This window comes from Klebsiella sp. CN_Kp088 (genome assembly GCF_040064335.1).
Taxonomy (GTDB): Bacteria; Pseudomonadota; Gammaproteobacteria; order Enterobacterales; family Enterobacteriaceae; genus Klebsiella; species Klebsiella aerogenes.
On record NZ_JBEAIQ010000001.1, the window covers coordinates 409,653 to 430,127 of the forward strand.

The window sequence follows — 20,475 nt, forward strand, 5'->3', positions numbered from 1 at the left end:
GCCCCGGTGGCTTAACAGCTTTAGCGGCGGGTAAACTGCTGCTCAAGCATGGTCTTCCCCCATTGATCGCCCTGCCACTCTTTACTCAGCGTAAACCCAAAGGATTCATATAATTTACGCGCCGCCTGCAAGCCGCTAAACGTCCATAGCTGAACCGCATCGAAGCGCTGATTATCACAAAAGTTGATAGCTTCAGTCAGCAAGCGGCGCCCCACGCCGCTGCCCCGACAGCCATCGCCGAGAATAAACCAACGTAGATGCGCTTCATTATTCCCGAGGTCTTCGCCATCAATGGCGACAGAGCCGACGATGACGCCATTTTTGACCGCCAGCCAAATCTGGTTACGTTGATTGTTCAGCCTGCCAGAAAATTCAGCCAGACCGCTGGCGACTTTACCTTCAAAAAAATGCCCGAAGCCGTAATGACGGGCGTAATACTCACCGTGCATTTGCGCAATGCGGCCAATCATTCCCGGCTGATAGCCGGTAACTATCGTGATGTCGTTTGGTCTGCTCGTGACCGGCTGCTGACGACAGCGCTCAAGCGCCCACGAATAGGCCGTCAACCCCTCGGCAACGATCTGCTGCTGTGCGCTATCCAAATGCGCCAGCGCCTCAATCACCCGCATGGCGCCGTACTCATGAATGCGGGCGACCGTCGCCTGCCCTTTGGTTGTCAATGAGAGTTGTTTAAAACGCCCGTCATCAACACAACCATTTTCCTCTATCTCGTTAGCGGTCTGCAGGCGCGATAACATTCGGCTGACGCTCGATTTGTCCAGCCCCAATACCTGCACCAGTTGCGCGGCGGTCAGCGCGCCATGAGTAGAAATCTCCAGCAGCGCATGCACCGCTGAAGGTGAATAGTCGGTCGCCGCCAGCGTGCTGTTCATAAAGCCGAGCTCGCGCACCATCAATCGTGATGCGGAACGAATTTGATTGATAAGTAAAGTGTCAGGCATGGTAATATCCGCGAAAGGTGGTTGCATCATACAACCATTATCAACGCGCCCTGTCAATGGCCCTGGCATACTCCGCTCCTTTCGGATGGCACCCCCTAAAATTGGTATAAACGGATGAATATTGTGCCATACATGCGGCAAATCACCCCATTCCCAACCATACCGCTTGTAATTAGCGACATAAGATCTAATCCTTAATGAGTATTATTTTCGCTGTTAACACCTTCGTATCATTAACAAGGAGAAACGCATGAAAGCTGCTGTAGTCACCCACGACCACCAGATTGATGTAACCGATAAAAAGTTACGCCCGCTGGAGCATGGCGAAGCGCTGCTGAAAATGGAATGCTGCGGGGTCTGCCACACTGACCTGCACGTGAAAAACGGCGATTTCGGCGATAAAACCGGCGTCATTCTCGGCCATGAGGGCATCGGCATCGTGGAAAAAGTCGGCCCTGGCGTGACGTCGCTGAAGCCGGGCGATCGCGCGAGCGTGGCGTGGTTCTTCGAAGGCTGCGGCCACTGCGAATACTGTAACAGCGGCAACGAAACCCTGTGCCGCTCGGTGAAAAATGCCGGTTATACCGTCGATGGCGGGATGGCCGAAGAGTGTATCGTCACCGCCGATTACGCGGTCAAAGTGCCGGATGGACTGGATTCCGCCGCCGCCAGCAGCATCACCTGCGCCGGCGTCACCACCTATAAAGCGGTGAAGGTCTCACACATCAAGCCCGGCCAGTGGATTGCCATTTATGGCCTCGGCGGCCTGGGTAACCTGGCGCTGCAATATGCCAAAAACGTCTTTAATGCCAAAGTGATCGCCGTTGACGTCAACGACGGGCAGCTGGAGCTTGCCGCCTCGATGGGCGCCGATCTGACGGTTAATTCCCGCAACGAAGACGCCGCCAAAATCATTCAGGAGAAAACCGGCGGCGCCCACGCGGCCGTGGTTACCGCCGTTGCTAAAGCGGCATTTAACTCCGCCGTGGATGCGGTTCGCGCCGGCGGCCGCGTCGTCGCCGTTGGCCTACCGCCGGAAGCGATGAGCCTCGATATTCCGCGTCTGGTGCTGGACGGGATTGAAGTAGTAGGTTCGCTGGTAGGTACCCGTCAGGATCTGATTGAAGCCTTCCAGTTTGCCGCCGAAGGCAAAGTGGTGCCGAAAGTCACTCTGCGCCCGCTCGGCGATATCAACGCCATCTTTAAGGAGATGGAACAGGGTCAAATCCGCGGCCGTATGGTTATCGATTTCCGCCGTTAATTCTGTCTGACTATGCCAGACGAAAGAGCCTAACCTGCTGACTATTCCCGCATGATGGGAATAGTCAGATTTCGCAAATGCTTAGCGCAAATCGTTGGTTCCTTTGTATTCCGTCGCGCCCGATGATGGCAAGACAATAGATAACAAAGGAATTCACCATGCAAAATCGCTTTCGCCTGCCTACGCTTGCCGCCCTTTTTATTGCAGGCGCGTTTTCGGTTTCGGCGGCGCAAACGCCGATCAAAGGCGGCACCTTAATTTATCTGGAACAACAGCCGCATACTAATCTCTATCCGCCGGCCGGCGGTTTTTACCCTAACGGCGGGATCCTCAATCAGATAACCGACAAGCTAACCTGGCAAAACCCGGAAACGCTAGCTATCGAGCCGTGGATCGCCGAAAGCTGGAGTAGCAACGATGAGAAGACCGAATATACCTTTAAGCTGCGGCCTGGCGTCACCTTCTCTGACGGTACCCCACTCGATGCCAATGCGGTCGCAAAGAACTTTGATACCTACGGTTTGGGCAATAAAGCCCTACGTCTGCCGGTTTCTGAAGTGATCAACAATTACGATCGTAGTGAAGTCATCGATCCGTTGACCGTCAAATTCTACTTCAAAAAGCCCTCCCCGGGATTCCTGCAAGGTACCGCAACGATTGGCTCCGGGCTGGTTTCCCTCAGCACTCTGGCGCGGAGCTTTGAGGCGCTGGGCGATGCCCGCCATATCATCGGTTCCGGCCCCTTTACGGTAAAAGATGAAAAACCCGGACGCGAATTAACGCTGGTGGCGCGGAAAGATTATCAATGGGGGCCGAAAAATCTTGCTCAGCAAGGCCCGGCGAACCTCGACGGCATTACCTATATCGTAACGCCGGAAGATAGCGTACGTATTGGCGCGCTACTGGCGGGACAGGCCGGGTTTATTCGCCAGGTGCAGGCCTATGATGAAAAACAGGCAACCGACCAGGGCTTTAATATTTACGCCGCGCCGACGCGTGGCGTTAACGATAGCCTGAGCTTCCGCCCTGATAACCCGCTGGTTGCCGACCTGCGGGTACGCCAGGCGCTACTGCATGCTACCAACGCCAAACAGGTTGTTGAGACCCTTTTCTCGCCAAACTATCCGCAGGCAAGTTCCGTTATCGCCCGCACCGCGGCGGGATACGTCGATTTAAGCGACAAACTGGCCTTCGATCAGCAGAAAGCCAAACAGCTGCTGGATGAGGCGGGCTGGACCCCAGGCGCGGATGGTATCCGGCAAAAAGCGGGACAACGGCTGGCGCTCACGGTCTATGAATCCCTGCCGCAGCCGCAGAACAAAGAGGTGCTACAGCTGGTTGCGCAGCAGTGGCGTCAGGTTGGCGTGGCCTTAAGCGTGAAAGCCGGCGACGCCGGCAGCCGGGTACTGGATAATCTCGACCCGCTGAAAACGCCATTAACCGTCTCTGAAGTCGGCCGCGCCGACCCGGATGTGGTGAAGAGTATGTTCTTCCCCGCCAACCGTGATGCCCTACTGCAACAGGGCGGTTCGAGCGACAAAGTTAAAACCTTCCGTGACGATAAGCTCAACGCCCTGCTAACCGCAATCTCTGCCGAAGTGGATGCGCAAAAGCGTCTGCAGTTAACTGGCGATGCGCAGCGTTATCTGCTGGACAACGCCTACGTCATTCCCATCTTTGAAGAACCGCAGGTCTTTGCCGGCGCGCCATGGGTAAAAGGCGTACGTTTTGAAGCCGTGGGACGTCCGTCGTTTTACGGCGCATGGCTGGATAAACAATAAGGGGGCGCCATGAGCCACTATCTTTGGCGACGGTTGGCACAAGGCGTGCTGGTACTGTGGGCGGCCTTCACCCTGACCTTTTTTCTGCTGCAGGTACTGCCCGGCGACGCGATTTTGATTAAGTTTCAGAACCCCGATCTGGGGCTGAGCCCGCAACAGATCGCCGAAATGCGTGTGGTCTACGGTGCTGACAGCCCGCTGTGGCAGCAATATTTCCACACCTTGTTAGCCATGCTGCAGGGGGATTTCGGCTATTCACTGCAGGCTGGACTGCCTGTTAGTTCCCTGATTGCCAGCAATTTACCCGACACGCTGGCGCTGGCGCTGCCGGCCTTCGCGCTGGCGCTTCTGCTGGCCTTTGCGATCGCTATCGCTTCGCGTTTGCCGGGGCTACGCGGTATCAGTAATCTGCTACAGTCGCTGCCGGTGCTGTTTATTTCACTGCCGACCTTTTGGCTCGGCATCGCCTTAATCCAGATCTTTTCATTCCAATTGCACTGGGTCCCGGTTATCAATCCCGGACCTCTGCAAGGCCTGGTGCTGCCGGTTATCGCGGTGGCGATACCGATTTCCGCGCCGCTGGCGCAAATTCTGTTACGCACCATGGATCACATCGCCGCACAACCCTTCGTCGCCGTTGCTCGCGCCAAGGGAATGAGCGAAACACGGGTGTTATGGCGGCATGTCACCGGCAATGCTCTGTTGCCGACATTAAACATTGCCGGCCTGCTGCTGGGAGAACTGATCGCCGGGGCCTTAATTACCGAAACCGTTTTTGGCCGCAGCGGGCTCGGTCAACTGACGCAGCAGGCGGTGAATAATCAGGATATTGCCATTCTTCAGGCCGTGGTGATGATTTCAGCGCTGGGCTTCGTCGTCATCAATCTGCTGGTCGATCTGCTGATGCCGATGCTCGACCCGCGCTTAAAACCCCTGCGCGGAGGTGCGCTATGAGTCTGGTCGATTACGCCTCGGCGGTGCGACGCCGTCCGGTCAACTGGCGCCGTTTTTCCTTGCAGCCGGGGCTGTGGCTGGCATGGTTGGTAATGACGGTTGCGGTGCTAATGGCTTTCGCGCCGCAATGGTTCACCGAGTTTAATCCACTCGACGGCATCGCTGGCGCCCAACGTCTGGCGCCGCAGGCGGGACACTGGTTAGGTACCGACCAACTCGGTCGCGATGTGTGGAGCCGCATCGTCTACGGCGCAGGACATTCGCTTTCCGCGGCCCTGGCCGCCGTCGCCATGGGCCTGGTTTTCGGCACGGCGTTGGGCACCGTTGCCGGCGCGCTGGGCGGGCGGGTCGAAGCGGTCGTCATGCGGATTGTCGATATTCTGCTGGCGATTCCTTCGCTCCTGCTTTCGCTAACGGTAATCATACTGCTTGGTTTTGGCACTCTGAACGCCGCCATGGCGGTCGGCGTTGCCGCGATCGCCAGTTTCGCCCGACTGTCGCGCGCCGAAGTCGTGCGCATTCGTCACAGCGACTATGTCGAAGCAGCCTATGGTAGCGGGGGAACCTTTTTGGCCGTGTTCTGGCGGCATATTCTGCCTAACGCGCTTTCGCCGGTGCTGGCTTTCGCCACCCTCCAATTTGGCCAGGCTATTCTCGCCCTCTCAACCCTGAGTTTTCTCGGCTACGGCACTCCGCCGCCGGTGCCGGAATGGGGATTACTTATCGCCGAGGGGCGCAACTATCTTTCCACCGCCTGGTGGCTCACCACTTTCCCCGGGATCGCGGTCATTGCCGTGGTACTGGCAGCCAATCGTATCAGCCAACAACTCAATAGGGAGCGCCGATGAACGTGCTTAGCGTAGAAAACCTCACCATCAGCTACCGCTCTGGCGGGTTGTGGCGCGAAGTGGTTCACCGGGTCAGTTTTACGATTAAACGCGGCGAGATGCTGGCGTTCGTCGGCGAATCCGGTTCGGGAAAAACCACCACCGCCCAGGCGATTATCGGTCTGCTGGCGGAAAACGCCCGCCTCGATGCCGGGACGGTTCGTCTCAACGGTGAAGAGATTAGCCGCTGGTCAGGCAAACGGCTGGATAACCTGCGCGGGGCCAGAATCAGCCTGGTGCCGCAGGATCCCGGTAACTCGCTGAACCCGGTGCAAACCATTGGCGCGCAGGTCGGCGAAATACTCCGCCTGCATCAAAAAAGCAGTAAAACCGAGCGTCGACAGCAGGTTATCGCCCTGCTGGAAAAAGTCGGCTTAAGCCATCCGGAGCAGCGTTTCGACCAGTATCCGCACCAGCTCTCTGGTGGTATGAAGCAGCGGGTGCTGATCGCCATTGCCATCGCCCTGAAGCCGGATTTGATTATTGCCGATGAGCCGACCAGCGCGCTCGACGTGACGGTCCAAAAAAGAATCCTCGATCTGCTCGATCATTTGCGCCGTGAATCCGGCACCGCGGTGCTATTTGTCACCCATGACCTCGCGCTGGCGGCGCAGCGTGCCGACCGGCTGGTGGTTTTTCGTCACGGTGAAATTCAGGAACAGGGCAATACGGGTGATGTTATTCGCACCCCGCAGCACGGCTATACCCGCCAGTTGCTGTGCGATCTGCAGGGACAGAACCTGCACTTAACCACCACGATTCGCCCGTTTGTTACGCCGGCAATTCGGGTTGAAGGCGTGAGCAAACGCTTTGCGTTAGGGGGCAGCTATCTCCAGGCGCTGGATAACGTAAGCTTTATTTTACCGCGTGGCAGTACCCATGCGCTGGTCGGCGAATCGGGTTCAGGAAAAACCACCCTCGCCCGTATCTTGCTGGGTTTTGAGCAGGCCGATAGCGGACAGGTGACCATCGACGGTATTGCCAGCCGACAATTGAGCCGCGAGGCCCAGCGGCAGCTGCGGCGCAAAATTCAGTTTGTTTATCAAAACCCTTTCGCCTCACTCGACCCTCGCCAAACCCTGTTCGACATTATCGAAGAGCCGCTGAAGAATTTTCAGCGCCTGTCCAAAGAAGCTCGGCGTCAACGGGTAGAGTCCGTCGCCGCCCGTGTCGCGCTGGCGCCGGAGCTACTCTACCGAACCGCTCGTGAGCTCTCCGGCGGCCAGCGACAGCGGATCGCTATCGCCAGGGCATTGATCCTCGACCCCACGATTCTGGTGCTCGATGAGGCCACCTCAGCGCTGGATGTCACGGTGCAGGCGCAAATTCTCGCCCTGTTGCTGCAATTACAGCAACAGCTCGGGTTGAGCTATCTGTTTATCACCCACGATCTGGCGACGGTACGCCGCATCGCCCATAGCGTGACGGTGCTACGCACCGGGCAAGTCATCGAACAGGGCGAGGTTAAACAGTTGTTCGCCGCGCCGCAGCACGACTATACCCGCGAGCTGCTCGCCGCCATTCCTCTTTATCACGCACCGAGCACGGAGGTTGCATGACGCCTAAACGCCTGGGGTTTTTTACCCGTTTACTCGACCACGCCACGCCGCAAGAGCGCTATCAACTGGCGACGGAGCAGATCCGCCACGCGGAACGGCTGGGCTTTGATAGCGCCTGGGTGGCGCAACACCATTTTCATGAAAATGAAGGCGGTTTACCGTCGCCGCTGGTGTTTCTTGCCTACGCGGCGGCCCATACGCAACGGATCCGACTCGGCACCGCCATCATTACGCTGCCGATGGAGAACCCGCTACGTGTCGCAGAAGATGCGGCAGTACTGGATTTACTCGCAGAGGGTCGCCTGGAAGTGGGTTTTGGTTCCGGCGGGACGCCAACCTCTTTTCTCCCCTTTGGCATGGCCTGCGAACAACGCGGCGCGGTCTTCGCCGATCATCTGCATTTGATTGAAAGCGCCTGGCGCGGCGATACGTTGGCTCATCCGGACAACCATCTTTATCCGCCCGCGCCGCAGCTGGCAAAACGGATTTGGATCGCCACCTTTTCGATTGAAGGCGCTATTCGGGCCGCGAAATCCGGCCACGGGTTGATGCTATCGCGCACACAGCCGCGTCCGCCAGGTCAAAGCGAACTGCCGCTGGATGCGATTCAGAACCCGATTATCGACGCCTACCTCGCCGCGCTGCCAGCCGGCGTGGCGCCGCGAATTCTGGCTTCCCGCACCGCGTTTATTGCCGACAGTCAGGGGTACGCGCTACAGGCCGCAGAGCCGGGATTAAGTAAACAGGCGGCAGCCCATCGCGCCGCCGGCCATGAGATTATTGGTGACACCGTCACGGATTACGCTCGCCAGTTGGATGCCCACATTGGCGATGCGCCACATGTGCTTGCATCGCTGGCTAAAGACAGTGTGCTAACCCGGGTGACTGATATTTCGTTTCAGGTCCATTCGGTGGAGCCATCGCATCAGGACACGCTGCGTTCTATCGAACTCATCGCTAAACACATTGCCCCGCAATTCAGATAAGGAGTCGCTATGAGCTTAAGTCAGGATATTTTGGCTGAACTGGCGGAGATCGCCGCCGATTCAGCGCTGGGCAAGGCCCGCGCTTTGCGCGAGGCTGCGACCCGCCACGCCCAGGGAAGTTACGAGGTGCTATTTAGCCAACAGGATGAGGATTTTCCGCTCGAAGAACGGTTCGCCGTCGCCGCAAAAGTGGCCAGACTTCATCAGGCAGACGCACTGGCAGCGCATTACGCCGGTTTCGGTATTGCCGACCCGACAACCCCACGGCTTGCCGCTGCGCTGGGGTTTGCCCGCCTGTTGACCTTCACCCCGGTGGAAGCGACGCCCGCGGCGCTGCAAACGCTGGGCGACGCGGGCTGGAGCCTGCGCGGTATTGTGACGCTGGCGCAGCTTGTTGCGTTTGTCAGTTTTCAAAGCCGATTGCTGAGCGGATTACGATTGTTAAATGGCAAACCAATTTCCGCAGCCGGGACCCCGGTGGTTGCCGGCTACTGGCACACTCATCCCCGGACGGCTAGCGGTAAACCTGCGCCGGTGGCGTTTACTCGTGATGAATTACACTGGGAACCGTGGATTGCCGATAAGCCTCTCGCTGAATTTAACGCCGCCGAGCAGGCGCTGCTGGCGCAGTTCGGCCACAGTGATTCCCCCTACTTTCGCTTACTGGCGCGCAATCAGCCGGTGCTTGAACAGCGCACGCTGACCGATAAAGGGATTTTCTATACGCCGGGCGGCCTGCCGCGCGCCGAGCGTGAACTGGCGGCCACGGTGGCGAGTAAAATCAACGGCTGCATCTACTGCGCGTCGGTACACGCACGCAAGGCGGCGCAGTTGTCCAAAGATGAGCGAGCGGTGGAGACCCTGCTGGCGGTAACGCCTGGGGAGAATCTCAGCGATGGTCAAGGGCCGCGCTGGCAGGCGGAGATTGACGCCGCCGCCGCGCTTTCCGTCACCCCGCCCGCGATAACCCCAGCGCATCTCAGCGCGCTGGAGCAGCAGGGTCTGGATATCGTCGAACAGCTGGACCTGCTGCAATCGACGGCATTCTTCGCCTGGGCTAACCGCCTGATGCTAACCCTTGGCGAACCGTGGCGGGATTAATCAGGCCTGCTCGGCCTGGGTAACGCGATGACGCGTTACCCGCCGCTGGTATCGCGCATACAGCAGCAACGAGCTCATCGCCAGGAACGACAGCGCTGCCGCCGGCAGCGCGACCGAACGCCAACCCGCGCCAAAGGTAATCATCATCCCGCCGCAGTAGGCGCCAATCGCGCTGCCGAGGTTAAACGCTATCTGACCGCCCGCCGCCCCGAGCATTTCGCCGCCTCTGGCATTTTGTAACAGTAATATTTGCAGCGGTGCGGCGAGCGCGAAAAGCCCGGCGCAGCAGATAAACGCCAGCGCCAGCGAAGCCTGCGGCTGCATGCCAAAGGCAAAGATGAGCAGTAACGCCGCAACAATGACGCCGTTGGTCATCGCCGCAATACGCAGCGGACTGTAACGCCCAGAGATCCTGCCGCTAAAGAGATTACCTAAAACCATCCCCAATCCCACCAGCATCATAATGAACATCATCGCCGACTCGCTAAAGCCGGAGACATTTATCATGAAGGGCTTGATATAGCTAAACCAGGCAAAAACGCCGGCATTGCCGAACATCGTGGCGGCGAAAATAAACCATGGCGCCGGGGATTTAAGGAAATGGAATTGTTCACTGAGCCGGGTGGTTGATTTGTCATACAGCGTTGGCACCCAGCGCAGTATCGCCAAAAGCACCAGCACATCAAATAGCGCGATGGCCGTGAAGGTATAACGCCAGTTGAACTGATGGCCAAGCCAGGTGCCCGCCGGTACGCCAAGCAGGTTTGCCACCGTCATACCCGCTATCATCCCGGCGACCGCCGCGGTAACCCTGCCCGGCGAGGCGATTTTCGACAAGATAATCGCTCCGACGCCAAAATAAGCGCCGTGAGGAAAACCGGAAATAAAGCGCCCGAGCGCCAGCATGGGATAACTTGAGGAGAAGGTAAACAACGCGTTGCCTGCCACACACAGCGCCACCAGAAACAGCATCACTGATTTCAGCGAAAAACGGCTGGAAAACAACGCCATGACAGGCGCGCCAAACACCACGCCAAAGGCGTACCACGAGATCATGTTGCCGGCCGCGGGGATGGTAATGCCAACATCATGGGCGATTTCCGGCAATACCCCCATGATGCCGAACTCCGCCATTCCGAGGCCAAAGGTCCCCAGCGCTAAGGAAAAAATCGTTTTCTTCATCTATTCGGTCACTTTAATGTGCGTTCACGACGCTAGTGTAACCGATTTCACACCCTGTTTTCTCCCCTTACGACCGACGACAACTTAACCCATCCCCAGATAAGCATTTCTCACCTCCGGGTTATCCAGCAACTCTGCGCCGCTACCGCTCAGACGTATTTCGCCGTTGACCAGCACATACGCGCGGTTAGCCAGTTTCAGCGCGTGGTGCGCATTTTGCTCCACCAGCAGCAGCGTCATGCCCTGGTCGGTCAACTCGCGCAAAACGCTGAAGATCTGCTTCACCACCAGCGGCGCCAGACCCAGGCTCGGTTCGTCTAATAGCAATAGCTTTGGCCGGCTCATCAGCGCGCGGGCGATTGCCAGCATTTGCTGCTCGCCGCCGGAGAGCGTCATCGCCCGCTGCGCGCGACGCTCTTCCAGCCGTGGAAACAGCTGATACATCCGCGCCTTATCTTCATTCTGATAACGATTACCTATGGGAATAGTGCCCATCAGCAGGTTTTCTTCCACCGTCATATCGGCAAAAATACGCCGTCCTTCCGGCGCCTGAGCAATACCGTTGGTGGCGATATAGTGCGTCGACTGGCGGCTGATATCATGTCCGCGATAGATAATACTGCCATCGGTAATCCGCGGCTGGCCGAAAATCGACATCAGCAGCGTGGATTTTCCGGCGCCGTTAGCGCCGATTAACGCCACCGTTTCGCCTTCATTAACCATTAGCGATACCGACTTCAGCGCCTGGATTTGCCCGTAATAGACGTTCACCTCGCGAAATTCCAGCAACGGTTGGCTCATCAGGCGATCTCCTGTTCATCGGTACCCAGGTATGCGGCGATCACGCTCAGGTTGGCCTGGATCTCGGCCGGTGTGCCATGAGCAATAACATCGCCGTGGTCGAGCACGATCACGCGATCGGAGATTTCCATCACCATGCTCATATCGTGTTCTATCAACAGTACGCTGACGCCATGATGTTCACGCAGAAAACGAATAATCCGGCTCAGGGCACGCGTTTCCGCCGGGTTGAGCCCGGCCGCGGGTTCGTCAAGACACAGTATTTCCGGCCCGGTACACATCGCGCGGGCGATCTCCAGCCGCCGCTGCTGGCCATAAGAGAGCGTTCCCGCCAGTCGATTGGCGCAGTCAACCATCTCCACCACTTCCAGCCAGTAAAAGGCCCGCTCTACTGCGCGGTTCTCCGCCTGGCGATAGCCGCGGGTATTCAGGATCCCGGCGATCAGATGGCGGTTAACCTGCATATGCTGGGCCACCATCAGATTTTCAATCACCGTCATTTCTCGAAACAGGCGGATATTCTGGAAGGTACGCGCCAGCCCGGCGCGGTTGACCAGATGCGCGCCGCCGAACATTTTGTAGTACATCCGCCGTCCCAGGCGCGCGGGATGGAAAAAATCATCGGCATGCAGTTTCTGCCCGAGAACCTGAATCACATCGGTCATTCGTTGCCGGGCATTAAGCCGAATGGCGCCGCCGCTGGCGCGGTAAAACCCGGTCAGGCAATTGAACACCGTGGTCTTCCCCGCGCCGTTCGGGCCAATCAGGGCGGTAATCGATCCGCGTTCAACCTCAAGGTTGACATCATTCAGCGCTTTAATCCCGCCAAAATGCATCATCAGATGCTCGACCTGCAATATTGCATCGCTCATGGCGCGACTCCTTTGCGGATTTCCACCCCGGTACGCCCGGTGCGCACCAGCCCGCGCGGGCGCCAGATCATCATCAGGACCATCAGCACGCCAAAGAGCAAAACCCGGTATTCGTCAAAGCCGCGCAGCAACTCCGGCGTGACCGTCAGCACGAAAGCCGCCAGCACCACACCTAATGTCGAGCCCATGCCGCCTAATACCACGATAGCGAGAATCAGCGCCGACTCGAAAAAGGTGAACGAGGTCGGGTTCACGAATCCCTGATAAGTGGCGAAAAAGACCCCAGCGATGCCGGCCGTCGAGGCGCCGAGCATAAACGCGGACAACTTAACCAGTACGTGATTCAGCCCCATCGCCCGGCAGGCGATTTCATCTTCCCGCAGCGCCTCCCAGGCACGGCCAATCGGCATTCGGGTCAGGCGGTGTTTTATCAGCAGCACCATCAGTACCACGATAAATAACACGGCATAGATAAAAATAAATTTAAGGTTGGGGTTGTAGGCGATATGCAGAAATTCATGAATCGGGGTGCCGCCCTCTTTGGCTCGCCGGGCAAACTCGAGGCCGAAGAGCGTTGGCGACGGCACCGAAACGCCGTTGGGGCCGCCGGTGAAACTTACCCAGTTGTTGAGCACCAGACGGATGATCTCGCCGAATCCGAGGGTAACAATAGCCAGGTAGTCGCCATGCATTCGTAATACAGGAAAACCCAATAATGCCCCCGCCAAAGCTGCCATCACCGCCCCCAGCGGCAGCATTGCCCAGAAACCTAAGCCAAGGTATTGATAGCCAAGCGCCAGGCCATAGGCGCCAATGGCGTAGAAGGCGACGTACCCCAAATCAAGTAACCCCGCGAGACCCACCACGATGTTTAATCCCAGCCCCAGCAGGACGTAGATAAGCCCGAGGATCGCCACGGTGAGCAGATACTTACTGGCCATTAACGGGAAAGCGATAGCCGCAATCACCAGCAGCGGCAGGACAAAACGCAGCCGACTACGATAGCCGGGGGGACGGACAAATACCCCCTGCTCATTGCCTTCAAAACGTCCGACAAACCGCTTCCCGCCGGGGGTTTGCAAAAGCAGGCTGAGCAACAGCCGCCCCGCCATCACCACCGCCACCAGCACGAAGACGCGCTGCGGGGAAAGCGTAAAACTGTACCCCTTCAGCACGATCCCCACGATCGGGCCAAAGACTATCAGCGCGCATAAACCGGCCAATACGCTATCGATAACGCTGCGCTTGACGTCGATGCCGTCTAAACGGGAAATATCGGTCATATATCCCCCTTAGACCTTAGCCACCACAGGACGGCCCAGAAGCCCCTGCGGACGAAAAATCAGAATCGCCACCAGCAATGCGAACGAGAAGACATCCTTATAATCCGAGTTCACTAACCCGGCGAACTGCGCCTCGGCGACGCCCAGCAGCAGGCCGCCAAGCATCGCCCCCGGTAGCGAACCGATCCCGCCCAGTACCGCTGCGGTGAAGGCCTTAATGCCGATAATAAAGCCGATATAAAAATCAAACGTGCCGTAATTCATGGTCACCAGCACCCCGGCGAGGCCCGCCATGGCGGCACCAATCATAAATACCAGCGAGATCACCCGATCGGTGTTAATGCCGAGAATGGCCGCCATCCGCCGATCCTGCTGGGTCGCGCGGCATACGCGCCCGAGCTGCGTGTGGTTGATTATCCAGCTCAGTACCACCATGCCGACGAAGGCGGCGAGCAGGATGAAGATTTTGGTCCAGGTGATTTGCACCACGCCATCTCCTACCGTAAGCCGCAGTACGCCGTGCATCAACGTCGGGATCCCCTGTTGATTTGGGCCCTGACTCAGTTGGACGTAGTTTTGTAAAATCAGCGACATGCCAATAGCCGAAATCAGCGGCGCCAGACGCGTTGAGTTACGTAGCGGCCGATAAGCAATGCGTTCGATGGCCCAGCCGTACACCCCGGTGACGATAATCGTAAACACCAGCGTGCCGAAAATAAGCAGCGGGAAAGAGTGAATACCGAAGTAGGCCAGCAGCGCCAGCCCGATAGCGCACAGGTAGGCTGAGACCATATATACCTCGCCGTGGGCGAAGTTAATCATACCAATGATGCCATAAACCATGGTGTAGCCAATGGCGATAAGCCCATATACCGCGCCAAGCGTTAAGCCATTGATCAGTTGTTGCAGAAAGAATGCCGCCATAGGAACCATCCTGCCAGTCAAGGTGCAGCAGACGCAGAGGCCTTAACGTCTGCTGCTTACGGTGGTACGACGCCCCTCTGATGAGGGCGTTATGCGCACTACAATCCCGGGTTACAGCTGATGATATTTGCCTTTATCATCCCATTGATAAACCACGTAATCCGATACTTTCAGGTCGCCTTTGCCATCCCAGGCCTTTTTCCCCATCACGGTATCGACGCTGTGGTTTTTCAGCCATTCGCTGGCTTTGGCATTATCGGTACCGGCGGCGTTATAGGCGGCGGCGATAGCCTGAATGGAAGCATAGGCGTAAAGGGTATAGCCCTCCGGTTCAAAACCGCTGGCGCGGAATTTGTCGATCACCGCTTTACCTTCTGGAATGGTGCGCGGATCCTTACCGAAGGTCATTAACACGCCATTGGTAAACTGCGGCCCGCCCGCGGCGGTAACCAACTCTTCGGTCACCACGCAGTCGCCGGAGAAGAACTTAGCCTGGACGCCCTGCTCGCGCATCTGGCGCACCAGCGGACCGGCTTCCGGATGGCAGCCGCCAAAATAAACCACATCCGGTTTCAGGGCGCCGATTTTGGTTACCAGGGCATTGAAATCTTTTTCCCCGCGGGATAAGCCTTCATACAACACCTCTTTCGTCCCGCGTTTCGCGAGCGCCGCGCGCGTCGCATCGGCTAAGCCCTGACCGTAGGTATCTTTATCGTGAATGACGGCGATCTTCTTCGCCTTCAGCACATCCAGCATGTAGTTGGCAGCAATCACCCCTTGCTGGTCATCGCGCCCGCACATGCGGAACATATCTTTCATTCCGCGTTCGGTGATCTGCGGATTGGTGGAGCCCGGCGTGATGGTCAGGATCCCGGCTTCGTCATAGACCTCGGAAGCGGGCATCGTCGAGGAAGAGCAGAAATGGCCCACCACCGCCGAGACGCCGGAATCATCAACCAGGCGGTTAGCCACCGCCACTGCCTGCTTGGGTTCACAGGCATCATCGCCCTGCACCAGCACAATTTTTTCGCCTTTAATTCCCCCGGCGGCATTAATATCCGCCGCCGCCTGCGATGCCCCTTTCCAGTATTGGGCGCCATAGGTCGCATTCGGCCCGGTAAATGGGCCGGCCACGCCAATCTTCACATCCGCCTGTGCATAAAATGCCGCGCTCAAACAACCTGCTATTGCAAAATGCAGAGTCAACTTTTTAAGTTTTAAAGACATTCGGATAGTCCTCAGCGATATCGAACAGACGCCATAAACTGGCGCAGTAAAAACCACTTACAGCGTAACGTGCCAATGCTGGAATAAGCCGTAGCGGCTTCGGTAGATAAAGCAAAAAACCCGCCAGGAAGAGAGGTATCGCCAGATCGATTACTAATAGTCGCGTAGCGTGACCGCAATCGGTACCACCCCGGCGATGCGCCAGTCTTTACAGGTCAGGAGGTCTGTTGCCGTCACGTGGCCTGCCGGGAACGCTGGTGTCCATACCGACAGTGAGCTAAACATAGAACGTCTTTAGCAACCTTGCGCACCGGGCTGGTGCAAAAGTGCGGAGATGATCAAAACTAGTGAAAATTTTGCTGCATTAATGTGAAATCAATGACAAGTGATGGGGAATGCTCGGTATTACAGGCAGCTACCATAAAGAATTATCGAGGAGTAGCAATTTTATGCGACCAGACGGCGTTTACGCTTTGAAACATTAACTTCTTTTACGTATTATCTTAAGCCTTGCTCTTTTTACCTGCCGCCGTGGCGGGTTTTGCCTCATGGATGAAAATCATGACTTTAAAAAAATTAATTATTATTGCCTTCAGCGCGCTTTCTATTAACGCCTGCGCCTTCGCGGCGGGGAGTCTCGCCGACCAGTTACACTATACGCCGCCGGAACCGGCAGACCTTGCCGCTAATCCACCTACGGAATCGCCTGAATCGAAAACGGAACAACCAAAATTAACGATGACCCCCGACGTTAACGCCTACACCTATTACAACGAAAAGGTGAACCCCGTTACCAATGATATTGACCGTATTGAACAAGGCGGCGTCGTCGAATTCTGATTTATACCGGCGCATTGTTCGCGCCGGTAAACGTTGACCATGGAGTATTCGCCATGATGAAGGATTATCTGATCATCGCCTGGATTACTATTGTCGCCTGCTGGCCCATTACGTTACCGGTGTTAGCCGTGGTCGCGGGAATACTTTTCTATTCCCGCCATCGCGTGGCGGGCGTTGTGGTATCCGGGCTGTTTATCCTCGAAGCCGTGGCGGCATGGCAGTTTGAGCGCTATATGTAACCACGGTCTCATATTAATTGAGCGGCCCGTGGTTAATCTGGCTGAGTGGTAAATTGACGTCGAAAATCTTGTAGAACATCTCCTGCACGCCAAATTGCCGCAGGCGTGCGGCGTGTTTTTTCGCATAAGCCTGCGCGCTCTGTTCATCTTCGAACAGATATATGCCGCCGGCTTCCTGCGTGGCGCGATTCTCCGTCCAGATCTTCCAGATAAAACCGGGCTCCTGGTTAATAGATTGCGCGAGTTCGGCTAATTGCGTCGACATTTCATCGCCAAACGGTCCGCTAAAAGCAAAGTGCACTTGCAGAAGTTTATTCGACATACTCTCTCCCTGAATGATTTTAGTAAATTGACGAGACTATCCTACCCGATTCCTCATTAATCAACAGTGAGTTGATGCGCTTAATGGCTATCTTGCGCCCTCCACTGGATGAGAAGTTTTCCGCCGCTTTGCCTGGCTCTGATTACACTTTAAACAGCGACCTGCCTTTCAGGCCACCACGCATGAGGACAGTCATGGGAAACAAGAAGAAAGCCGTTGCGCCCATCATACCCGCCAAAACGGAGCCGTTAAGCGAGAAAGAATATCAGCAGGCATTGCGTAAACTGCACGTCGAGTTGGTCAAGCTACAGCGGTGGGTCGTGCATAAAGGGCTTAAGATATGCATCGTCTTCGAGGGTCGCGATGGCGCCGGCAAAGGCGGCACCATCAAAGCGATAACCGAACGCGTCAGCCCGCGGGTTTTCCGCGTCGTCGCCCTGCCCGCGCCAACCGAGCGCGAACGCAGCCAGCTCTATTTTCAGCGCTATATCAAGCATCTTCCCGCCGCCGGCGAAATAGTGATTTTCGATCGCAGCTGGTACAACCGGGCCGGCGTTGAGCGGGTGATGGGATTTTGTACCGAGGAGGAGGTGCAAAAATTCCTCGACGGCGCGCCAATGGTGGAGAGAGGGATGGTTGATTCCGGCATTATTTTACTGAAATACTGGCTGGAGGTGACGCCGCAGGAGCAAGAACGGCGCCTGCGCGACCGTATCGATGATGGGCGCAAAATCTGGAAGCTATCGCCGATGGATATAAAATCCTTCAACCGCTGGGATGACTACACCACAGCGCGCGATGCGATGTTTGCCGCCACCGATACCGCCTGGGCACCGTGGTTTGTCGCCCGTTCGGAAGATAAAAAACGCGTACGTCTGAATATTATTACCCATTTGCTTTCGCAGATCCCCTACGAGTCTCTGCCAACGGAACACATTACCTTACCGAAACGCAAAATTGGCAAAGTGAAACCGACCCATTTTCCTTTCCGGTTTATTCCTGAGAAATTTTGAATGAATAGCTTTATCACCTTTGCGCAGTATTACCCCTGCGCAAAGGATTATTACAACTAACGTTAATATTTCATCTGTTGCGTTGCGCTGGAATCCGCCTCGCAAAATAAATATTAAAATTACTGCTGAGGTTTATTTTTAAGTGAGTAAAGAGAATAATCACTGAACCACCAGCAAGGAGCCTACGATGAAAAGTAATACGCTACGTAAAAGATGTACTGACGTGCCAACCCGGAAGGAGTCAGCGCAGGCAGGAAAGGATTTACGAGAAGCCGATAAGCAGCGACAGCATAAGGAATTCATTGCCGCAATGAATGAATTTATTGCAAAAAAAGGTACTCTCACAGATGATGAATTTTTCAGGGTACTATGATGCTTGAACAATTCAATGTCTATCGAAATTGTTCTGCGCAAACAAATAACACCCTGCCGTATTATATGATAGTGTAGAATGATTACTATGCTGACCTGGCCACTAGAGTCATTATTCCTTTAATGCGGGCGCGACAGTTACCTCGTTGGCATCAGCATGTCGCCCCAAGGATAAATATAGAGTTTGACAGCTTTTTACTTTGTACGCCGATGATCAGTAATTTAAATAATAAACGAATCCAGCCACAGGATTTCGTATGTAATCTGAGTTGTACGCGTCAGGGGGTCATTGATTCAATCGATACACTTATCACTAACTGCTGAATGCCGGGAGCCCGCCCCAATACCTTCGGAGCGGGTTTCCCCCGTAAAGGCTTACTTCATTCCCTCACGGCTCTCTTTTTGCGCTTCCAGGCGTTCGACATCGCGATACCAGCGCGGGTGATGTTTCTTCGCCCAACGGCGGCTCACCTTGCCTTCGATCATGCCTTTAATCGACCCTTTGACCCAGAATGCCATATACATATGGATGAGGATCGCGTGGATCAGGATAATCGCCGAAGTGGCGTGTATCAGCAGGCTGTAACGAATAACCGGTATCGGGAAATATTCCGCAAAATATGGGCGCCAGATAATCACCCCGGTCACCAGCAGCACAAAAATCATGCTCATAATGGTCCAGAACATCATCTTCTGCCCGGCGTTATATTTACCGACGCGCGCGACCTTATGTTCGTTGCCTTTCAGAACCTCCACGATGCCTTTCAGCCAGGGGATATCCTGTTTATCAGGGATATTGTGGTGGACAAAACGCACAAACATAAACATCAGCGCGACAAAAATCAGCACCCCGAAAAACGGGTGCAGGATACGCCCCATCTGCGGTGTGCCGAAGGTTTCCGTCAACCATTGTAGCGTCGGGAAGAAAAACGAAATCCCCGACAGCGCCACCAGGAAGAAACAGATAACCACCGTCCAGTGACAGGCGCGGTCGATAAATTTGGTGCGCACTATCATTTTCGATTTATTCATCATGTTCCTCCTCATCGTCATCAACTTCCTTGTTCGGCCCAATACCGATGTAGTGGTAAATCAGCCCGGCAAAGGTGGCAATAAAGCCCGCCGCCGACAGCGGTTTCAGCGCCCCCTTCCACAGATTGATACTGGTATCGATCTGCGGCGCTTTCGGCAGCTTGTGATACAGCTCCGGCTGGTCGGCATGATGCAGTACGTACATCACGTGGGTGCCGCCTACGCCCTGCGGGTTGTAGATCCCGGCGTTGGCATAACCGCGTTTTTTAAGCTTATCCACCCGCTCCTGCGCCACTTCCAGCATCTCTTTTTTCGTGCCGAAGTGGATTGCGCCGGTAGGACAGGTTTTCACGCAGGCAGGTTCCTGACCGACGCTGACCCTATCCACACACAGCGTGCATTTATAGACCCGGTTATCCTCTTTATTGAGGCGCGGAATATTAAACGGACACCCGGCAATGCAGTAGCCGCAACCAATGCAGTTTTCCTGCTGGAAATCGACGATGCCGTTGGCATACTGAATAATCGCCCCGGCGGACGGGCAGGCTTTCAGGCAGCCTGGCTCTTCGCAGTGCATACAGCCATCTTTGCGGATAAGCCATTCCAGCTTGCCGTTCTGTTCGGTCTCGCTAAAGCGCATTACCGTCCAGGATTTAGCGCTGAGATCCGCCGGGTTGTCGTACACGCCGACGCAGTGCCCCACTTCATCGCGAATGTCATTCCACTCGGAACAGGCCACCTGGCAGGCTTTACAACCCACGCAGGAGGAGACATCGATAAGCTTGGCGACTTCCGCCTTATAGTCCCGCGCGCGTGGCGCGGGAGTTATCGGGTTGGTCGCGGAGCGTTTAATAATGTCTTGTGTTTCCATCGCCAT

At 56.0% G+C, this 20,475-nt stretch carries 22 protein-coding genes and 1 pseudogene; 12 read left to right on the top strand and 11 right to left on the bottom strand.

Annotated elements, in window-relative coordinates:
- Positions 1–20 precede the first annotated feature (20 nt).
- Positions 21–962 carry a bifunctional helix-turn-helix transcriptional regulator/GNAT family N-acetyltransferase gene (locus tag ABLV08_RS02000; protein ID WP_059443947.1) on the bottom strand — a complete coding sequence of 314 codons (942 nt, stop codon included), beginning with the start codon at positions 960–962 and terminating at the stop codon, positions 21–23.
- A gap of 250 nt (positions 963–1,212) precedes the next feature.
- Here ABLV08_RS02000 and adhP point away from each other — a divergent pair, with 250 nt between their 5' ends.
- The 7 genes from adhP (at position 1,213) to ABLV08_RS02035 (ending at position 9,491) form a co-directional block, all read left to right on the top strand.
- Complete coding sequence (adhP, locus tag ABLV08_RS02005) at positions 1,213–2,223, top strand: alcohol dehydrogenase AdhP (protein WP_015366486.1); 1,011 nt, start codon at positions 1,213–1,215, stop codon at positions 2,221–2,223.
- A gap of 158 nt (positions 2,224–2,381) precedes the next feature.
- Positions 2,382–4,004, top strand: coding sequence for a TIGR04028 family ABC transporter substrate-binding protein (locus ABLV08_RS02010; protein ID WP_047056886.1), 1,623 nt, complete (start codon positions 2,382–2,384; stop codon positions 4,002–4,004).
- Positions 4,005–4,013: 9 nt separating this feature from the next.
- Positions 4,014–4,958 (top strand): ABC transporter permease, encoded by a 945-nt coding sequence (locus ABLV08_RS02015; RefSeq protein ID WP_032711700.1) that lies wholly within the window; start codon positions 4,014–4,016, stop codon positions 4,956–4,958.
- Positions 4,955–5,806, top strand: coding sequence for an ABC transporter permease (locus ABLV08_RS02020; RefSeq protein ID WP_015366483.1), 852 nt, complete (start codon positions 4,955–4,957; stop codon positions 5,804–5,806). Before ABLV08_RS02015 ends, ABLV08_RS02020 begins: the two co-directional genes overlap by 4 nt.
- Positions 5,803–7,404, top strand: coding sequence for an ABC transporter ATP-binding protein (locus tag ABLV08_RS02025; protein ID WP_047056887.1), 1,602 nt, complete (start codon positions 5,803–5,805; stop codon positions 7,402–7,404). The genes ABLV08_RS02020 and ABLV08_RS02025 overlap by 4 nt, the downstream gene beginning before the upstream one ends.
- The gene (locus ABLV08_RS02030; RefSeq protein WP_047056888.1) at positions 7,401–8,390 is read left to right on the top strand and encodes a putative FMN-dependent luciferase-like monooxygenase; all 990 of its coding nucleotides are present in this window, start codon (positions 7,401–7,403) and stop codon (positions 8,388–8,390) included. The genes ABLV08_RS02025 and ABLV08_RS02030 overlap by 4 nt, the downstream gene beginning before the upstream one ends.
- Before the next feature lie 9 nt (positions 8,391–8,399).
- The gene (locus ABLV08_RS02035; protein WP_032711703.1) at positions 8,400–9,491 is read left to right on the top strand and encodes an alkylhydroperoxidase domain protein; all 1,092 of its coding nucleotides are present in this window, start codon (positions 8,400–8,402) and stop codon (positions 9,489–9,491) included.
- Here the strand turns inward: ABLV08_RS02035 and araJ are convergent, their stop codons facing one another.
- The 7 genes from araJ to ABLV08_RS02070 form a co-directional block, all read right to left on the bottom strand.
- Complete coding sequence (gene araJ, locus ABLV08_RS02040; protein ID WP_046883821.1) at positions 9,492–10,673, bottom strand: MFS transporter AraJ; 1,182 nt, start codon at positions 10,671–10,673, stop codon at positions 9,492–9,494. It lies immediately after the preceding gene.
- An 84-nt stretch (positions 10,674–10,757) separates the two neighbouring features.
- Positions 10,758–11,474 carry an ABC transporter ATP-binding protein gene (locus ABLV08_RS02045; protein ID WP_032714576.1) on the bottom strand — a complete coding sequence of 239 codons (717 nt, stop codon included), beginning with the start codon at positions 11,472–11,474 and terminating at the stop codon, positions 10,758–10,760.
- Positions 11,474–12,346: an ATP-binding cassette domain-containing protein gene (locus ABLV08_RS02050; protein WP_015366477.1), complete on the bottom strand. Its 873-nt coding sequence runs from the start codon at positions 12,344–12,346 to the stop codon at positions 11,474–11,476. Before ABLV08_RS02050 ends, ABLV08_RS02045 begins: the two co-directional genes overlap by 1 nt.
- Positions 12,343–13,629, bottom strand: coding sequence for a high-affinity branched-chain amino acid ABC transporter permease LivM (livM, locus tag ABLV08_RS02055; protein WP_020078704.1), 1,287 nt, complete (start codon positions 13,627–13,629; stop codon positions 12,343–12,345). Before livM ends, ABLV08_RS02050 begins: the two co-directional genes overlap by 4 nt.
- 9 nt (positions 13,630–13,638) lie before the next feature.
- The gene (locus ABLV08_RS02060; RefSeq protein ID WP_015705514.1) at positions 13,639–14,553 is read right to left on the bottom strand and encodes a branched-chain amino acid ABC transporter permease; all 915 of its coding nucleotides are present in this window, start codon (positions 14,551–14,553) and stop codon (positions 13,639–13,641) included.
- A 111-nt stretch (positions 14,554–14,664) separates the two neighbouring features.
- The gene (locus tag ABLV08_RS02065) at positions 14,665–15,780 is read right to left on the bottom strand and encodes a branched-chain amino acid ABC transporter substrate-binding protein (RefSeq protein ID WP_015366474.1); all 1,116 of its coding nucleotides are present in this window, start codon (positions 15,778–15,780) and stop codon (positions 14,665–14,667) included.
- Positions 15,781–15,933: 153 nt separating this feature from the next.
- A complete protein-coding gene (locus tag ABLV08_RS02070; RefSeq protein WP_015366472.1) occupies positions 15,934–16,065 on the bottom strand; it encodes a hypothetical protein in 132 nt (43 codons plus the stop codon).
- Positions 16,066–16,341: 276 nt separating this feature from the next.
- Between ABLV08_RS02070 and ABLV08_RS02075 the strand changes: the two genes are divergently transcribed.
- Both ABLV08_RS02075 and ABLV08_RS02080 read left to right on the top strand, forming a co-directional pair.
- On the top strand, positions 16,342–16,620 hold the full coding sequence (locus ABLV08_RS02075; protein WP_015705515.1) for a hypothetical protein: 279 nt from the start codon (positions 16,342–16,344) through the stop codon (positions 16,618–16,620).
- A gap of 53 nt (positions 16,621–16,673) precedes the next feature.
- Positions 16,674–16,859: a hypothetical protein gene (locus ABLV08_RS02080; protein ID WP_015366470.1), complete on the top strand. Its 186-nt coding sequence runs from the start codon at positions 16,674–16,676 to the stop codon at positions 16,857–16,859.
- A 13-nt stretch (positions 16,860–16,872) separates the two neighbouring features.
- Here the strand turns inward: ABLV08_RS02080 and ABLV08_RS02085 are convergent, their stop codons facing one another.
- On the bottom strand, positions 16,873–17,181 hold the full coding sequence (locus ABLV08_RS02085; protein WP_020078702.1) for a monooxygenase: 309 nt from the start codon (positions 17,179–17,181) through the stop codon (positions 16,873–16,875).
- Between the two features lie 194 nt (positions 17,182–17,375).
- Between ABLV08_RS02085 and ppk2 the strand changes: the two genes are divergently transcribed.
- From ppk2 to ABLV08_RS02100, 3 genes and pseudogenes are all read left to right on the top strand, one after another.
- A complete protein-coding gene (gene ppk2, locus ABLV08_RS02090) occupies positions 17,376–18,194 on the top strand; it encodes a polyphosphate kinase 2 (protein WP_045366153.1) in 819 nt (272 codons plus the stop codon).
- Positions 18,195–18,381: 187 nt separating this feature from the next.
- Positions 18,382–18,567: a hypothetical protein gene (locus tag ABLV08_RS02095; RefSeq protein ID WP_015705518.1), complete on the top strand. Its 186-nt coding sequence runs from the start codon at positions 18,382–18,384 to the stop codon at positions 18,565–18,567.
- Positions 18,564–18,890: pseudogene (locus ABLV08_RS02100) on the top strand (CcdB family protein). Before ABLV08_RS02095 ends, ABLV08_RS02100 begins: the two are co-directional and overlap by 4 nt.
- Positions 18,891–18,941: 51 nt before the next feature.
- Here ABLV08_RS02100 and fdnI read toward each other — a convergent pair.
- Both fdnI and fdxH read right to left on the bottom strand, forming a co-directional pair.
- Complete coding sequence (fdnI, locus tag ABLV08_RS02105) at positions 18,942–19,598, bottom strand: formate dehydrogenase-N subunit gamma (RefSeq protein ID WP_032708142.1); 657 nt, start codon at positions 19,596–19,598, stop codon at positions 18,942–18,944.
- Positions 19,591–20,475 (bottom strand): formate dehydrogenase subunit beta, encoded by an 885-nt coding sequence (gene fdxH, locus ABLV08_RS02110; RefSeq protein WP_015366463.1) that lies wholly within the window; start codon positions 20,473–20,475, stop codon positions 19,591–19,593. The genes fdnI and fdxH overlap by 8 nt, the downstream gene beginning before the upstream one ends.

Bases quoted from the DNA above. Each gene is read 5' to 3' on its own strand.
- ABLV08_RS02030 (WP_047056888.1), top strand. From the start codon at position 7,401: ATGACGCCTAAACGCCTGGGGTTTTTTACCCGTTTACTCGACCACGCC.
- fdnI (WP_032708142.1), bottom strand. From the start codon at position 19,598: ATGAATAAATCGAAAATGATAGTGCGCACCAAATTTATCGACCGCGCC.
- ppk2 (WP_045366153.1), top strand. From the start codon at position 17,376: ATGGGAAACAAGAAGAAAGCCGTTGCGCCCATCATACCCGCCAAAACG.
- ABLV08_RS02095 (WP_015705518.1), top strand. From the start codon at position 18,382: ATGAAAAGTAATACGCTACGTAAAAGATGTACTGACGTGCCAACCCGG.
- ABLV08_RS02050 (WP_015366477.1), bottom strand. From the start codon at position 12,346: ATGAGCGATGCAATATTGCAGGTCGAGCATCTGATGATGCATTTTGGC.
- ABLV08_RS02010 (WP_047056886.1), top strand. From the start codon at position 2,382: ATGCAAAATCGCTTTCGCCTGCCTACGCTTGCCGCCCTTTTTATTGCA.
- ABLV08_RS02080 (WP_015366470.1), top strand. From the start codon at position 16,674: ATGATGAAGGATTATCTGATCATCGCCTGGATTACTATTGTCGCCTGC.
- adhP (WP_015366486.1), top strand. From the start codon at position 1,213: ATGAAAGCTGCTGTAGTCACCCACGACCACCAGATTGATGTAACCGAT.
- araJ (WP_046883821.1), bottom strand. From the start codon at position 10,673: ATGAAGAAAACGATTTTTTCCTTAGCGCTGGGGACCTTTGGCCTCGGA.
- ABLV08_RS02015 (WP_032711700.1), top strand. From the start codon at position 4,014: ATGAGCCACTATCTTTGGCGACGGTTGGCACAAGGCGTGCTGGTACTG.
- ABLV08_RS02020 (WP_015366483.1), top strand. From the start codon at position 4,955: ATGAGTCTGGTCGATTACGCCTCGGCGGTGCGACGCCGTCCGGTCAAC.
- ABLV08_RS02065 (WP_015366474.1), bottom strand. From the start codon at position 15,780: ATGTCTTTAAAACTTAAAAAGTTGACTCTGCATTTTGCAATAGCAGGT.
- ABLV08_RS02000 (WP_059443947.1), bottom strand. From the start codon at position 962: ATGCCTGACACTTTACTTATCAATCAAATTCGTTCCGCATCACGATTG.
- ABLV08_RS02045 (WP_032714576.1), bottom strand. From the start codon at position 11,474: ATGAGCCAACCGTTGCTGGAATTTCGCGAGGTGAACGTCTATTACGGG.
- ABLV08_RS02075 (WP_015705515.1), top strand. From the start codon at position 16,342: ATGACTTTAAAAAAATTAATTATTATTGCCTTCAGCGCGCTTTCTATT.
- ABLV08_RS02035 (WP_032711703.1), top strand. From the start codon at position 8,400: ATGAGCTTAAGTCAGGATATTTTGGCTGAACTGGCGGAGATCGCCGCC.
- fdxH (WP_015366463.1), bottom strand. From the start codon at position 20,475: ATGGCGATGGAAACACAAGACATTATTAAACGCTCCGCGACCAACCCG.
- ABLV08_RS02060 (WP_015705514.1), bottom strand. From the start codon at position 14,553: ATGGCGGCATTCTTTCTGCAACAACTGATCAATGGCTTAACGCTTGGC.
- ABLV08_RS02070 (WP_015366472.1), bottom strand. From the start codon at position 16,065: ATGTTTAGCTCACTGTCGGTATGGACACCAGCGTTCCCGGCAGGCCAC.
- ABLV08_RS02085 (WP_020078702.1), bottom strand. From the start codon at position 17,181: ATGTCGAATAAACTTCTGCAAGTGCACTTTGCTTTTAGCGGACCGTTT.
- ABLV08_RS02025 (WP_047056887.1), top strand. From the start codon at position 5,803: ATGAACGTGCTTAGCGTAGAAAACCTCACCATCAGCTACCGCTCTGGC.
- livM (WP_020078704.1), bottom strand. From the start codon at position 13,629: ATGACCGATATTTCCCGTTTAGACGGCATCGACGTCAAGCGCAGCGTT.